This window comes from Pseudomonas frederiksbergensis, from assembly GCF_003732275.1.
Taxonomy (GTDB): Bacteria; Pseudomonadota; Gammaproteobacteria; order Pseudomonadales; family Pseudomonadaceae; genus Aquipseudomonas; species Aquipseudomonas frederiksbergensis_H.
Genome location: NZ_MOBM01000039.1, coordinates 868998 through 882513, shown reverse-complemented (window position 1 = coordinate 882513; position 13516 = coordinate 868998). Strand labels below are relative to the sequence as shown.

The window sequence follows — 13516 nt, the reverse complement described above, 5'->3', positions numbered from 1 at the left end:
TCATGAGCCTGGAAAATATCTCCTGTCAGAAAAGCTTCGGCGGCTGGCACAAGCGCTATCGGCACCGCTCCGACGTGCTCGGTTGTGACATGGTGTTTGCCGTGTACCTGCCACCGCAAGCGGAGCAGGGCGGTAAACTGCCGGTGCTGTACTGGTTGTCCGGCCTGACCTGCACCGACGAGAACTTCATGCAAAAGGCCGGCGCCATGCGCATGGCCGCCGAGCTGGGGCTGATCGTCGTCGCGCCGGACACCAGTCCACGAGGTCCTGATGTGCCGGGTGATCCGGACGGCGCCTGGGACTTCGGCCTCGGTGCCGGGTTTTATCTGAATGCCACGCAGGAACCCTGGTCCCGGCACTATCGGATGCATGACTATGTCGTGCAGGAATTGCCGGCATTGGTCGAAGCGCATTTCCCGACATCAGACAAGCGTGGCATCAGCGGTCACTCCATGGGCGGCCACGGTGCGTTGGTCTGTGCGTTGCGCAATCCGGGGCGTTATCTGTCGGTGTCGGCGTTTTCGCCGATCAACAATCCGATGGATTGCCCTTGGGGCCAGAAAGCCTTTTCCCGTTACCTGGGAGAAGACCGTTCGAAATGGCGCGAATGGGATGCCTGTGCATTGATCGCCGAGGCTGACGAGAAACTGCCGCTGCTGGTCGATCAGGGTGATCGCGATGATTTCCTGGCCACCCAGCTCAAGCCTGAAGCCTTGCAACAGGCCGCCAAACTGGCGGGTCATCCGCTGACGTTGCGTCTGCAACCGGGCTACGACCACAGTTATTTCTTCATCGCCAGCTTCATCGACGACCACCTGCAACATCATGCGCGCGCTCTAGGCGCCTAATGTCCGACAAAGCAGGTAGAATCACGCCCTGACAAAAATCGGGGCGTTTTTTTATGCGTATTGGCCACGGCTACGATGTGCATCGTTTCGCTGAAGGCGATTTCATCACTCTGGGCGGCGTGCGGATTGCACACAGCTTCGGGCTGCTCGCCCATTCCGACGGTGATGTCCTGCTGCATGCCTTGAGCGACGCTTTGCTCGGCGCTGCCGCGCTGGGTGATATCGGCAAACACTTTCCAGACACCGACCCGCAATTCAAGGGCGCCGACAGCCGTGCGCTGTTGCGTCATGTCGTCGCACTGATCCACGCCAAAGGCTGGAAAGTCGGCAACGTCGATAACACCATCGTTGCCCAGGCCCCGAAAATGGCCCCGCATATCGAATCGATGCGCGCGCTGATTGCCGCGGATCTTCAAGTTGAGTTGGATCAAGTGAACGTGAAAGCTACCACCACCGAAAAGCTTGGCTTTGTCGGTCGCGAAGAAGGCATTGCCGTACACTCCGTTGCCCTGTTGCTGCGCGCATGAACGAACTGCAATTGCTCGGCCCTCGGGCCTATGGTGACGCTCTCGGTACTGCGGTACTGAAAGCCACAGCGGAAGATTTTCAGGTCGACGAAGTCCTTGATATTCCCCTGAGCGGCGACGGCGAACACCTGTGGATCTGGGTGGAAAAGCGCGGTCTGAATACCGAAGAAGCGGCACGGCGCATCGCCAAGGCGGCGGGTGTGCCGTTGCGCACCGTCAGCTATGCCGGCCTCAAGGACCGTCAGGCACTGACTCGCCAGTGGTTCAGCGTGCAACTGCCGGGCAAGGCCGATCCTGATCTGTCGGCGGCGGAAAACGACACGCTGAAAATCCTCAAGACCGGTCGGCATAAACGCAAACTGCAACGCGGTGCCCACTCGGCCAACGGTTTCACCTTGCGCTTGACCCAGTTCACCGGTGACAAAGCGGCGATCGAAGAGCGTCTGCAACTGATCGCCAAGCAAGGTGTTCCCAATTATTTCGGATCCCAGCGTTTCGGCTTTGATGGCGGCAACGTGGTCGATGCCCGTGCCTGGGCGGCGCGCAAGGCCCTGCCGGAACAACGTAATGTGCGTTCGCGGCTGCTCTCCACCGCGCGCAGTTTTCTGTTCAATCAAGTGTTGGCGGCGCGTGTCGCCGATGGCACCTGGCAGCACGCTCAAGTGGGCGATCTGCTGGCGTTCACCGACAGCCGCAGCTTTTTTCCGGCAGGTGTTGCCGAATGCAGCGACCCGCGCTTGGCAATTCTTGACCTGCACCCGACCGGCCCGCAGTGGGGCGAAGGTGACTCGCCGACGGCGGGCGCAGTCCATGAACTGGAACAGGCAATCGCCGCGCGCGAAGCGGATCTGCGCGATTGGTTGATTAACGCTGGAATGAGCCACGAACGTCGCATCCTGCGGCTGCCCATTGGTGGGTTGACGTGGCATTATCCCGAGCCTGACATTCTGCAACTGGAATTCGTCCTGCCGGCCGGATGCTTCGCCACCGTATTGGTGCGTGAACTCGTCGATCTGGTGCCGGTGGGGCAGACGGACAGCCCATGCGTATTCTGATTTCTAACGACGATGGGGTAACCGCACCCGGTCTTGCCGCGCTTTATGCTGCGCTGGCGGATTACACCGAATGCGTGGTTATCGCCCCGGACCAGGACAAAAGCGGCGCCAGCAGCTCGCTGACGCTCGACCGTCCGTTGCACCCGCAAACCCTGGCCAACGGCTTTATCAGCCTCAACGGCACACCCACCGACTGCGTGCATCTGGGCCTTAACGGCTTGCTGGAGTTCGAGCCGGACATGGTGGTTTCCGGTATCAACCTGGGGGCCAACCTGGGAGATGACGTGCTGTATTCCGGCACCGTGGCGGCGGCTCTCGAGGGTCGTTTCCTTGGACGTCCTTCGTTTGCTTTTTCGTTCGTCTCACGGCAAGTAGAGAACCTTCCCACAGCCGCTTATTTTGCGCGCAAACTGGTAGAGGCTCACGCGGACCTTGATCTGCCACCGCGCACGGTACTGAACGTGAACATTCCCAACTTGCCGCTGGAGCACATCCGCGGTATCCAGCTGACCCGCCTCGGCCATCGCGCCCGCGCCGCGGCACCGATGAAAGTGGTCGACCCGCGCGGTAAATCCGGTTACTGGATCGCTGCGGCGGGGGACGCTGAAGATGGCGGCCCGGGTACCGATTTCCATGCGGTGATGCAAGGCTATGTTTCAATCACGCCACTGCAACTGGATCGCACCTTTAATGATGCCTTCAGAAGTCTCGATGGCTGGCTGGAGGGTCTGCGTTAATGGCTCGTGAACAAGACCATATTCTGCATCGCGGTATCGGGATGACCTCTCAACGGACCCGTGAGCGTCTGATTCAGCGTCTCTATGAAGAGGGAATATCCAACGCCAAGGTACTGGAAGTCATCCGCCGTACACCGCGTCATCTGTTCGTCGATGAGGCGCTGGCCCATCGCGCCTATGAAGATACGGCGCTGCCGATCGGGCATAACCAGACCATCTCCCAGCCTTATATGGTGGCGCGCATGAGCGAGCTGCTGCTGGAAGCCGGTCCGTTGGACAAGGTGATGGAAATCGGCACCGGTTCGGGTTACCAGACGGCCGTGTTGTCGCAATTGGTTGAGCGGGTTTTTTCCGTGGAACGTATCAAGGTGCTGCAAGACCGGGCCAAGGAGCGCCTGGTGGAGCTGAACCTGCGCAACGTGGTATTTCGCTGGGGCGATGGCTGGGAAGGCTGGCCAGCACTGGCGCCATACAACGGCATCATCGTCACCGCCGTGGCCACCGACGTGCCTCAGGCACTGCTCGATCAGTTGGCACCGGGCGGGCGACTGGTGATCCCGGTCGGCTCCGGTGAAGTTCAACAATTGATGTTGATCATCCGTGAAGAACAGGGCTTTTCCAGGCGTGTTCTGGGGGCGGTGCGCTTTGTGCCATTGCTCAACGGGCCGTTGGCCTGAGCATTTGTTTAAGCACGCTGAATTCTCTTCGATTGCCCAGGTCTTACAGCGGCATCGATTGGTTAAACGGAATTCATCGTCAGACAGCAAACGTGTGCGCGAAGCGAATCCGCTTCATTAAAGGTAAAGCCTGTTCGGCCCGTTATACTTGCGACATTTCGTGCCGGAGCACGGCAATCCATATTTTCAGCCACCACAAAGGGAGCGGCGGGTGAGTCTCACAGTCATTGCGCAGCGAATGGGTACAACGAGTTTTCAGCGTCTGGTGACTGGCCTTGTCTTGAGTACCTTGCTGGTCGGATGTTCCAGCACCAAATCAGGTAGTGCGAACGTCGTCGATCGTAACAACGCGGTCGCCCAGCGCCCGGCCGTGACCACCGGCCAGTACGTTGTCCGCCCCAAGGACACTTTGTTCTCCATCGCTTTTCGCTACGGTTGGGACTACAAAGCCCTCGCGGCGCGGAACAACATTCCTACGCCTTACACGATTCATCCAGGTCAGACAATTCGCTTCGACGGTCGTAGCGGTTCAACGGCGACGGCGGTAGTGAGTTCGTCCAGTTCCTCACCTTCGTCGTCGAGTAAAACCACCGTAATTCGGCGCCAGGCAAATGGCACGACGACCAGTACAACAGTGCTTGCACCGTCCGTCGCCAACAAGCCGGCACTCGCGCCACTACCTCCTGCCGGTCCGGCCCCGACGGGCTGGGGGTGGCCTTCTAGTGGCATTCTGATTGGAAAATTCTCTTCAAACGGTAGTTTGAATAAAGGAATTGATATCGCCGGAGATTTGGGACAGCCTGTTTTAGCTGCGTCTGATGGGACGGTGGTATACGCCGGGAGTGGCTTAAGGGGCTACGGCGAATTAGTCATCATCAAACACAGCGATACCTACGTCAGTGCCTACGGACATAACCGCAGGCTGTTGGTTCGGGAGGGGCAGCAGGTCAAAGTCGGACAGACAATTGCCGAAATGGGGTCAACGGGTACAGACCGGGTGAAACTGCATTTTGAGATTCGCCGACAAGGTAAACCTGTAGATCCGCTGCAATTCCTGCCACGTCGTTGATTTGTTAGCCAGCCTGTTCCGTCACGTAGAGGGAACAGGCTCCAGCGTTGCCAGGGATAAAGGCGCCGCTTGAGCTTGAGGTCGAACTCACCAAAGGACTATAACAATGGCTCTCAGTAAAGAAGTGCCGGAGTTTGACATCGACGATGAGGTTCTCCTGATGGAGACCGGCATCGCCACGGATTCGATGTCGAATGATGAAGGGGATGCACCACCTTCCGTTCGTGCCAAATCCAAACACTCCGCTTCGCTTAAGCAACACAAGTACATCGACTACACACGGGCACTCGATGCCACGCAGCTGTACCTCAACGAAATCGGCTTTTCCCCATTGCTTTCCCCGGAAGAAGAAGTTCATTTTGCGCGCTTGTCGCAAAGTGGCGATCCGGCCGGACGCAAGCGCATGATTGAAAGCAACCTGCGGCTGGTGGTGAAAATCGCCCGGCGTTACGTCAATCGTGGGCTGTCGTTGCTGGACCTGATCGAAGAGGGCAACCTCGGCCTGATCCGGGCAGTAGAAAAGTTCGATCCCGAACGTGGATTCCGCTTTTCGACCTACGCCACCTGGTGGATTCGTCAGACCATCGAGCGCGCGATCATGAATCAGACCCGGACCATCCGGTTACCGATCCATGTGGTCAAAGAGCTCAACGTGTACTTGCGAGCTGCACGGGAGCTGACTCAAAAGCTCGATCATGAACCCTCACCCGAAGAAATCGCCAACCTGCTGGAGAAACCGGTAGGCGAGGTCAAGCGCATGCTCGGCCTGAACGAGCGGGTTTCTTCGGTCGACGTCTCGCTGGGTCCTGATTCGGATAAAACCCTGCTGGACACCCTTACCGACGACCGCCCGACCGATCCATGCGAACTGTTGCAGGACGACGACCTGTCACAGAGCATCGATCAATGGCTCTCGGAGCTGACCGACAAGCAACGCGAGGTGGTCATTCGCCGCTTCGGCTTGCGAGGTCACGAGAGCAGCACACTTGAAGACGTAGGCCTGGAAATCGGTTTGACCCGGGAGCGGGTCAGGCAAATCCAGGTTGAAGGCCTCAAGCGTCTTCGGGAGATTCTCGAGAAAAACGGCCTGTCGAGCGAGTCGCTGTTCCAATAAGCAACTCGTTCAGCCGGTACAAAAAGCCCCGACTGGTTTGGGGCTTTTTGTTGCCCGGAATATGAGAGGTGCGATGTTTTTTGCACCACCTCAGGTTTGTAGTCTCGTGTTGTAAGTCTTTGCTTACTCTTTCGTAAGTGTTCGTTATTTTTACACTCGGGAAGTCGTCTATTCAAAGTGTAGTTCTAGAATAACTATTTGATTTGTATCGTTATTTTATTAGATTGACGGCATATTACAGATGATTTCAGCCATGAAGGGCGATTGCTCTTGGTGGGGAATTCTCTAGTATCTGAACTGTGTCGACGGATAGACACGCCCTTCAAGGAAGAGGGGAACGGACATCGCAGGAAGCGGTTCATCAGGACGATGAAAAGGAACACAAGGAATAGGGAAAAAATGTGGGCGGTTCATACCGCCCCTTTTTTTTGCCTGCAGAAAAGCAAAAAGGCCCACAAGGGGCCTTTTCGAGAACACGGGGTAATCAGCGTTCGAGATCTTTGATCTTGCCTTTGACGCCATCCCACTCTTCGGCATCGGGCAACGATTCTTTCTTCTCGGTAATGTTGGGCCAGATTTCCGCCAGCTCAACGTTCAGCTGAATGAACTCCTGCATATCTTCCGGAACTTCATCTTCGGAGAAGATGGCCACGGCAGGGCATTCGGGTTCGCACAGTGCGCAGTCGATGCACTCATCCGGGTGAATCACCAGGAAGTTCGGGCCTTCGTAAAAGCAGTCCACCGGACAGACTTCTACGCAGTCGGTGTACTTGCACTTGATGCAGTTGTCGGTGACGACGAAGGTCATTTCTAATTCTCTCCTCAGGCGGCGGCAGCGGAGCCCCTTCAGGACGGGGTCGCCAGGTTCGGGAGCGATAGTCTGCAGGCCAGGCTATTAGCCTGCAGCATCCCAAACCGCGCGAGATTCTAACAGCTTGCAGGCAAGTGCGTTAGATCCGTGTCTTTAATGTATAGAGCATTTCGAGCGCACGACGCGGCGTCATGTCGTCCAGATCAAGTTTGGCCAGCTCATCCAGTACCGGATGCGGCAGGCTGGCGAACATGTCGCTCTGCTGCGGCGCGGCCGGTTTGCCTTTCGCTGGCTTTGGAACTTCATGAGGCAGCGCTGTGGATTCCAGTCGACTCAGATGTTCGCGAGCACGCACGATCACTTCGCCAGGCACACCGGCCAACTGCGCAACCGCCAGGCCATAGCTCTGGCTGGCAGGCCCAGGCAACACGTGGTGCAGGAACACGATGCGTTCGTTGTGTTCAGTGGCATTGAGGTGAACGTTGGCCACCAGCGGCTGGGCTTCCGGCAGCACTGTCAGCTCGAAATAGTGGGTAGCGAACAGAGTGTAGGCCCGCAGGTGTGCCAGACGCTCAGCCGCGGCCCAGGCCAGGGACAGACCGTCAAAGGTGCTGGTGCCGCGACCGACTTCGTCCATCAGCACCAGACTGCGCTCGGTGGCGTTATGCAGGATGTTTGCGGTTTCGCTCATTTCGACCATGAAGGTCGAGCGCCCTCCCGCCAGGTCATCGCTGGAACCGATCCGGGTGAAGATTCGGTCTACCAAGGACAATTCGCAACTGGCCGCCGGCACGAAACTGCCGATGTGCGCCAGCAGCACGATCAACGCGGTCTGACGCATGTAGGTGGATTTACCGCCCATGTTCGGACCGGTGATCACCAGCATGCGGGTGTTGTCGTCAAGGCTCAGGTCGTTGGCCACGAACGGCGTGGTGAGTACTTGCTCGACCACCGGGTGACGACCCTGGGTGATGCGCATGCACGGCTCACTGACGAAACGCGGGCAGTTCAGGTCCAGATTCAATGCACGCTCGGCGAGGTTGCTCAGCACGTCCAGCTCGGCCAGTGCGGCGGCCGTGTCTTGCAAGGGCGGCAACTGGGCGATCAGGTCTTCGAGCAGCGCTTCGTAGAGCATCTTCTCGCGAGCCAGGGCGCGGCTCTTGGCGGACAACGCCTTGTCTTCAAACGCCTTCAGTTCCGGCGTGATGAAGCGCTCGGCACCTTTGAGGGTCTGCCGGCGAATATAGTCTGCGGGCGCCGATTCGGCCTGCTTGCTCGGCAACTCGATGAAGTATCCGTGAATCCGGTTGTAGCCGACCTTCAAGTGCGACAGGCCGGTGCGGGCCTTCTCACGCGCTTCGAGATCGATCAGGAACTGCCCGGCGTTTTCGCTGAGCGATTGCAGTTCGTCGAGTTCGCTGTCGTAACCGGTTTTCAACACGCCGCCGTCACGGATGACGGCGGGCGGGTTGTCGATAATGGCTTTTTCCAGCAGCGCCGCCAGTTCCGGATAGGTGCTGGTGGTGGTGGCCAGTTGAATGATGTGCGGAGCCTCAAGCTCGGCCATCGCTACCTGCAACTCTGGCAATGCACCGAGGGCATCGCGCAGACGCGCCAAGTCACGAGGACGGGCATTGCGCAGGCCGATTCGCGCCAGAATCCGCTCGATGTCACCGATTTCCTTGAGCTGCGGTTGCAGTTTCTCGAAGCGGTAGCCGTCGAGCAGGCAAGTGATCGAGCTCTGACGCGCCAGCAATACGGTCAAATCCCGCAGCGGACGGTTCAGCCAGCGAGTCAGCAAGCGGCTGCCCATGGCGGTCTGGCAACGGTCGACCACCGATTGCAAGGTGTTGTCGCGACCGCCGGCCAGGTTGGTGTCCAGTTCCAGGTTGCGACGGCTCGCGCCGTCCAGCACCACGGTGTCGTCCAGGCGTTCATGGCGCAGGCTGCGCAAGTGCGGCAGGGCAGTGCGCTGGGTTTCCTTGGCATAGCTGAGCAGGCAGCCAGCAGCGCCGATCGCCAGGGTCAGGTTCTCGCAGCCAAAACCTTTCAGGTCCTGGGTGGAAAACTGCTGGCAAAGACTTTTCAGCGCCGAGTCACGCTCGAAATCCCACGGCGCACGGCGACGAACCCCACGGCGCTTTTCCGCCGGCAGGTCTTTCGGCCAGTCGTCCGGGATCATCAGCTCTACCGGATTGACCCGCTCCAGTTCCGCCAGCAGGTTTTCCCAGCCTTTGATCTCCAGCACAGTGAAGTTGCCGCTGGTGATGTCCAGCACCGCCAGACCGAACAGACGCTCGTCCCCCAGCACCGCCGCGATCAGGTTATCCCGACGCTCATCCAGCAGCGCTTCATCGCTGACCGTACCGGGGGTGATGATCCGCACCACCTGACGATCCACCGGGCCTTTGCTGGTGGCCGGGTCGCCGACCTGCTCACAAATCACCACCGACTCGCCGAGCTTAACCAGTTTCGCCAGGTAACCTTCCGCGGCGTGGTAAGGAATCCCACACATCGGAATCGCCTGGCCCGCCGATTGCCCACGAGCCGTCAGGGTGATGTCCAGCAACTTGGCGGCCTTCTTCGCGTCTTCATAGAAGATCTCGTAGAAGTCGCCCATGCGGTAGAACATCAGCTGGTCAGGGTGCTGGTTCTTCAGGCGCCAGTACTGCTGCATCATCGGAGTGTGGGAGGACAGATCGGAGAGGGCTTTATTCATCGGAAATTCAGGAAAACTCGTTGAAAGGTGTAGGGCAAAGGAGGGGCATTGGCCCGGCTTTTCCGCGATGGACGCAAGGTTAACATGGGCGGTCCGACCTACGCAGGCATGAAAGCTCCAAGGCACATTTCTGCTGGCTATGCACGATTTATGCAAATCAGCATTTGTCTTCCGAAAAAAGATCAAGCACTATGCGCGTTATGCAAAAACGCAACGTTTCTACCGTCTTAAGAGCACTGCTCGATCAGCACGGGATCTCCCCCACGGAGCTTCATCGTCGCACCGGCGTGCCTCAATCCACTCTCTCGCGGATCCTCAGCGGGAAGATCGTCGATCCTTCGGATAAGCATATTTCGAAGATTGCCGAATACTTCGCCGTGAGCACCGATCAGTTGCGGGGGCGCGCAGCTGTCGCGCATGCCGCCAGCGCTGGGCGCGATGAGTCGCATTCGGAACTCAAGGACATAAGCCTGTGGGACGACGATACGCCAGTCGATGACGACGAGGTGTCGGTTCCCTTTCTTCGCGAGGTTGAATTGGCTGCGGGATCAGGAAGATTCGTCATCGAAGAGAGCGAACGCTCTAGCCTGCGCTTCGGCAAGCGTAGCTTGCGCCACAACGGTGTGCAGTTCGACCAGGCCAAATGCGTAACCGTGCGCGGCAACAGTATGTTGCCGGTGCTGCGCGATGGCGCCACCGTTGGCGTGAATGCCGGCAAATGCGGGATTGGCGACATCGTCGACGGCGACCTGTACGCCATCAACCACAATGGCCAGTTGCGGGTGAAACAGCTTTATCGCCTGCCGACAGGGATTCGCCTGCGTAGCTTCAATCGCGATGAGCATCCGGATGAGGACTACAGCTTCCAGGAAATCCAGGAAGAGCAGATTGTCATCCTCGGTCACGTCTTCTGGTGGGGCATGTACGCCCGTTAACCGCACCGCGGTCAGATAAAACCCGCTCCCCAGCGGGTTTTTTTCGCCTGGCGAAAACCGACCAAACCCTTTTGTCTACCGGGTATCCAATGCGTTTGTGCATTTCATTGACTGAAAATAAATGCATTAATGCATTGACTGGATATGCATCCATGCATATTCTTTGTCCCAAGCCGTTCAACAAAGGGCTGTCGGTCAGGAAAGGCGCAGGACCACTTTACTGAAAAGCCTGGGTGACAAAGTTTTTTGGAATGCCTACTGCAAGAGACACCGTTTGAACCCAACACACTTCACTCACCTCCGGGAGGCGCGACATGGCAAACGAGCAGCAAGCGTTGCTGGACATGCCGATCTGGCTGGGTATCGGTCTCGCCCTGGTGGGCGGGGTATCCGGCGAAATGTGGCGCGCCGACAAGGAGGGTGCTCGGGGCTGGTCGCTGTTGCGGCGCCTGGCACTGCGTTCCGGGGCCTGCATGATCTGCGGGATCTCGGCAATCATGCTGCTATACGCCGCCGGCGTGTCGATCTGGGCCGCAGGTGCCTTCGGCTGCCTGACGGCGATGGCCGGGGCGGACGTGGCCATCGGACTTTATGAGCGCTGGGCCGCCAAGCGGATTGGCGTTTGCGAAGTGCCACCGCGCGATTCCTCGTCCCGATCAACGGTGAAGCGGCGTCGCTGATCTTCGCGTTGTTATTAGGGTGGCCATTAATGCCTGCCATCATCGAAAAAAAACCGATGCTCAGCGAATTATCCTCATCACCGCCGCAGGCGATAGCGGACTGATTGCCCTTCAGGCGTGTCAGGCCTATGTCAGAGCCCTCGCTCGCTAACATTTTGATCGATCCTGAACCTTGCAAGCGTGATCGGCTCGTGTACGGTAGGCCTCATTCCGCTCGATCAGGAGAGAGCCGTGAAAGATATCACTCAGCTGGCCGCTGAACTTGGCAGGCGCTTGCAGGTTCTCAATGCCCACGTCACCACCGCCGAATCCTGTACCGGTGGCGGGATTGCCGAGGCGATCACCCGCATTCCGGGGAGTTCGGCGTGGTTCGAGGCCGGTTATGTCACGTACTCCAACCGCCAGAAAACCCAGCAATTGGACGTCCCGGCCGAGTTGTTTCCAACGGTCGGGGCGGTCAGTCGCGAGGTAGTCGAGGCCATGGTTCGCGGCGCGCAGGAAAAAAGCCGGGCGCGTTTTGCCGTGGCGGTCAGCGGTGTGGCAGGGCCGGACGGCGGTTCGCCGAACAAGCCCGTGGGCACGGTGTGGCTGGCCTGGGGCGTCGGTGAGCAGGTGTTCAGCGAGGTGCAGTACTTTCCCGGCAACCGTGACGAGGTCCGCCGACAAACGGTGAAGGCCGCGCTAGAGGGGCTGCTGCGGCATGCCGCTGGAGAAATCTCAAATCAGGGGTAGGCGATCCTGAAACGCTGTGGAATAATACTGGCTACTTATACAGGTGTTGGCCGTCAGGCCTTATTGATTACGTGAGGACTTTAATGGACGACAACAAGAAGAAAGCCTTGGCTGCGGCCCTGGGTCAGATCGAACGTCAATTCGGCAAGGGTGCCGTAATGCGTATGGGCGATCAGGACCGTCAGGCGATCCCGGCTATTTCCACAGGCTCTCTGGGTCTGGACATCGCGCTCGGCATTGGCGGTCTGCCAAAAGGCCGTATCGTTGAGATCTACGGTCCTGAATCCTCCGGTAAAACCACCCTGACGCTGTCGGTAATCGCCCAGGCTCAAAAAGCCGGCGCGACCTGCGCATTCGTCGACGCCGAACACGCCCTCGACCCTGAGTACGCCGGCAAACTGGGCGTCAACGTCGACGATCTGCTGGTTTCCCAGCCGGACACCGGCGAGCAGGCCCTGGAAATCACCGACATGCTGGTGCGTTCCAACGCGGTTGACGTGATCATCGTCGACTCCGTGGCGGCTCTGGTGCCAAAGGCTGAAATCGAAGGTGAGATGGGCGACATGCACGTGGGCCTGCAAGCCCGTCTGATGTCCCAGGCGCTGCGTAAAATCACCGGTAACATCAAGAACGCCAACTGCCTGGTGATCTTCATCAACCAGATCCGTATGAAAATCGGCGTGATGTTCGGCAGCCCGGAAACCACTACTGGTGGTAACGCGCTGAAGTTCTACGCATCGGTTCGTCTGGACATCCGCCGTACTGGCGCGGTGAAAGAAGGTGATGAAGTCGTCGGTAGCGAAACCCGCGTCAAAGTCGTGAAGAACAAGGTGGCTTCGCCGTTCCGTCAGGCCGAGTTCCAGATTCTTTACGGTAAGGGCATCTATCTCAACGGTGAGATGATCGACCTGGGTGTTCTGCACGGTTTCGTCGAGAAATCCGGTGCATGGTATGCCTACGAAGGCACCAAGATCGGTCAGGGCAAGGCCAACTCGGCCAAGTTCCTGGCGGACAACCCGGAAATCGCCGCGAAACTTGAGAAGCAACTGCGCGACAAGCTGTTGACTCCAGCGCCGGACGTCAAAGCATCGCCAGTCAAAGAGACGGCTGATGACCTGGCTGACGCTGATATCTGATTGATCCGATGACCGCCGTACTCGATACACTCGTCGCGGTGCGGCGAACCGCAATGGACCTGCTCGCGCGACGCGAGCACGGTCGAGTCGAGCTGACGCGTAAACTGCGTCAGCGCGGCGCCCTCCCTGAAATGATCGACACAGCACTCGACCGCTTAACGGAAGAGGGCCTGCTGTCCGAGTCCCGTTACCTCGAAAGCTTTGTTTCCTACCGTGCCCGTTCCGGTTATGGCCCTTTGCGAATTCGTGAAGAGTTGAGCCAGCGCGGCCTGCAACGTACCGACATCGAACTGGCATTACGCGAGAGCGGTATCAACTGGCAGGAACAACTGGAAGACACCTGGCGGCGCAAATTTGCTGGGCACCTACCGATAGATGCCCGGGAACGTGCCAAACAGGGCAGGTTCCTGAGTTATCGGGGGTATTCCATGGAAATGATCAGCCGCTTGTTCAGCGGCCGAGGGATGGACGATTGA

At 58.4% G+C, this 13516-nt stretch carries 14 protein-coding genes and 1 pseudogene; 13 read left to right on the top strand and 2 right to left on the bottom strand.

The window, feature by feature from the left end; all coding sequences use genetic code 11:
* Positions 1-2: 2 nt before the first annotated feature.
* The 7 genes from fghA (at position 3) to rpoS (ending at position 6027) form a co-directional block, all read left to right on the top strand.
* A complete protein-coding gene (gene fghA / locus BK662_RS30305; RefSeq protein WP_123360612.1) occupies positions 3-848 on the top strand; it encodes an S-formylglutathione hydrolase in 846 nt (281 codons plus the stop codon).
* Positions 849-901: 53 nt separating this feature from the next.
* Positions 902-1375, top strand: coding sequence for a 2-C-methyl-D-erythritol 2,4-cyclodiphosphate synthase (gene ispF / locus BK662_RS30300; protein ID WP_034149878.1), 474 nt, complete (start codon positions 902-904; stop codon positions 1373-1375).
* Complete coding sequence (gene truD / locus BK662_RS30295; protein WP_123360611.1) at positions 1372-2430, top strand: tRNA pseudouridine(13) synthase TruD; 1059 nt, start codon at positions 1372-1374, stop codon at positions 2428-2430. Before ispF ends, truD begins: the two co-directional genes overlap by 4 nt.
* Complete coding sequence (gene surE, locus BK662_RS30290; protein WP_095054141.1) at positions 2418-3167, top strand: 5'/3'-nucleotidase SurE; 750 nt, start codon at positions 2418-2420, stop codon at positions 3165-3167. The genes truD and surE overlap by 13 nt, the downstream gene beginning before the upstream one ends.
* Before the next feature lie 41 nt (positions 3168-3208).
* A complete protein-coding gene (locus tag BK662_RS30285) occupies positions 3209-3844 on the top strand; it encodes a protein-L-isoaspartate(D-aspartate) O-methyltransferase (RefSeq protein WP_177318845.1) in 636 nt (211 codons plus the stop codon).
* A gap of 211 nt (positions 3845-4055) precedes the next feature.
* A complete protein-coding gene (locus BK662_RS30280; protein ID WP_123360609.1) occupies positions 4056-4913 on the top strand; it encodes a peptidoglycan DD-metalloendopeptidase family protein in 858 nt (285 codons plus the stop codon).
* Between the two features lie 106 nt (positions 4914-5019).
* Positions 5020-6027: an RNA polymerase sigma factor RpoS gene (gene rpoS / locus BK662_RS30275; protein ID WP_008072688.1), complete on the top strand. Its 1008-nt coding sequence runs from the start codon at positions 5020-5022 to the stop codon at positions 6025-6027.
* 484 nt (positions 6028-6511) lie between these two features.
* Here the strand turns inward: rpoS and fdxA are convergent, their stop codons facing one another.
* Together fdxA and mutS are read right to left on the bottom strand one after the other, a co-directional pair.
* Positions 6512-6835 carry a ferredoxin FdxA gene (fdxA, locus tag BK662_RS30265; protein ID WP_003222178.1) on the bottom strand — a complete coding sequence of 108 codons (324 nt, stop codon included), beginning with the start codon at positions 6833-6835 and terminating at the stop codon, positions 6512-6514.
* 142 nt (positions 6836-6977) lie between these two features.
* On the bottom strand, positions 6978-9557 hold the full coding sequence (mutS, locus tag BK662_RS30260; protein WP_123360607.1) for a DNA mismatch repair protein MutS: 2580 nt from the start codon (positions 9555-9557) through the stop codon (positions 6978-6980).
* Positions 9558-9757: 200 nt separating this feature from the next.
* On the opposite strand from mutS, the gene BK662_RS30255 reads away from it, so the two are divergent.
* From BK662_RS30255 to recX, 6 genes and pseudogenes are all read left to right on the top strand, one after another.
* On the top strand, positions 9758-10492 hold the full coding sequence (locus BK662_RS30255) for a LexA family transcriptional regulator (protein WP_123360738.1): 735 nt from the start codon (positions 9758-9760) through the stop codon (positions 10490-10492).
* A 314-nt stretch (positions 10493-10806) separates the two neighbouring features.
* Entirely contained in the window at positions 10807-11172 is a 366-nt protein-coding gene (locus BK662_RS30250; protein ID WP_095054138.1) for a phage holin family protein, read from the top strand.
* 58 nt (positions 11173-11230) lie between these two features.
* Positions 11231-11323, top strand: a pseudogene (locus tag BK662_RS35615) (lysis protein); the annotation flags it as partial.
* Between the two features lie 80 nt (positions 11324-11403).
* Positions 11404-11904, top strand: a complete 501-nt coding sequence (locus BK662_RS30240) for a CinA family protein (protein ID WP_123360606.1) — start codon at positions 11404-11406, stop codon at positions 11902-11904.
* Positions 11905-11987: 83 nt separating this feature from the next.
* On the top strand, positions 11988-13040 hold the full coding sequence (gene recA, locus BK662_RS30235; protein WP_007907270.1) for a recombinase RecA: 1053 nt from the start codon (positions 11988-11990) through the stop codon (positions 13038-13040).
* 8 nt (positions 13041-13048) lie between these two features.
* On the top strand, positions 13049-13516 hold the full coding sequence (gene recX / locus BK662_RS30230) for a recombination regulator RecX (RefSeq protein WP_048393833.1): 468 nt from the start codon (positions 13049-13051) through the stop codon (positions 13514-13516).